The organism is Pseudomonas sp. AGC41 (assembly GCF_057334555.1).
In genome coordinates this window covers 49,304-50,606 of the sequence record NZ_JBHFJB010000083.1, presented here as the reverse complement: position 1 = coordinate 50,606, position 1,303 = coordinate 49,304, and the positions used below count along the sequence as shown (strand labels likewise).

The following is a 1,303-nucleotide window of genomic DNA, read 5'->3' as shown; positions in this document are numbered from 1 at the left end:
CCCCCCCCCAACCGAGATAGGGACAACCCATGGAACCAATCGCCCCCGTTGCACAATCGCCGTCCGGCGCCAATCGGCAGGACGCCTTGATCAACCAATTAATGGCAGGCCCCACTTACCTCGAGGTACTGGATACGTTGCTGCGCGGAGCCCTCCAGCAGCTTTATCCGACACTAGATCTGGACCCAAGAAGCACCATGCTTGGCGAAGCGAACTGGGACATCGTTGACGGTGCAATCGTTGAACTTCCCACTCGCTATGTATCGCTGAGCGATCTGTTGGCCGACGCGGTCGACTCGCTTGGCCCGATACGACTGATCGATGGAACGCATTTTCTGACCCGGCTGCCTGTCATCACGCCTGAAATCCACTTGCCGGTGCGCATCGACCTGATCGGCCGACTCATCAACGAGCTGGTGCCCGCCGTATCGGTCTCCTGGCAAGAGCAACAACTGGCCTACTGGAACGCCCTGGACACCGCATCCGAGCCACGCTGGCATGGGCTCGCCACAGCGCTACGCAACGTTTGGAACGTTGAGGAGGTTGAGGACTGGACGGCGTCTGAATGTACCCTGGCCAGGCGTCTGTTCGAATACCCCGATCTCGAGAAACGCAGACAAGCCGACCCTTATGACTCCCATGCTTATCTGATCGACCTGGATGAAATGGTCGGCAACAAGAGCGAACATCTTTATCAGATGCCGATGGTAGTACTGCGCGGTACCGTCGCAGGGAAACAGGTTTTGCTCGCGTATTCGGTCACCGAGGGCTACAGGAAATTCGCTACCCAGGAAGAACTGGAGGACTTTCTCGGGTCCAGTCTGGATCAGAAAGTCCCCAAAGTTCTCTGGCGCCTGTACGAACCCGAGGGTGATATCTTCGATTACTTGACGTGCGCGTTAATCGCCCTTCAGATCAAGATTCTCGGCTCTTCAAAATTGCTGAAGCTCGCGGTATCGAGCACGGAGGAGCAACTCGCTCCCCAGAGCCTGACGATAAACAGGGACCCTGGACAGGCGTGGTTCGTCGCCAGTCTGCCCGACTGGCTGAAAACAGCCTCCACCACCGATCAATATTTGTTCGCCCAGCACATGAAGAGCCTGTCGGTACTTGGCGGCATTGCTGCGGGCAAGACTTTCCAAGACGATATTCCGTCTATCAAGCAGTACGCGATCGACGCACTGAAGCAACAGATCCAACGGGATCATGCAGGCGCTTCGATTGATCCGGAAAAAATTGAGATCGAGATAAGAAGTCCGGTTATCTGGGGCTCTTTCGTGGTGCCTTTTAAAATCGAAACGAC

The 1,303-nt window shown here is 55.9% G+C and carries 1 pseudogene; it reads left to right on the top strand.

Annotation, left to right across the window (positions count from 1 at the left end):
* Positions 1 to 29 precede the first annotated feature (29 nt).
* A pseudogene (locus tag ACE04F_RS15130) lies at positions 30 to 1,303 on the top strand (dermonecrotic toxin domain-containing protein); the annotation flags it as partial.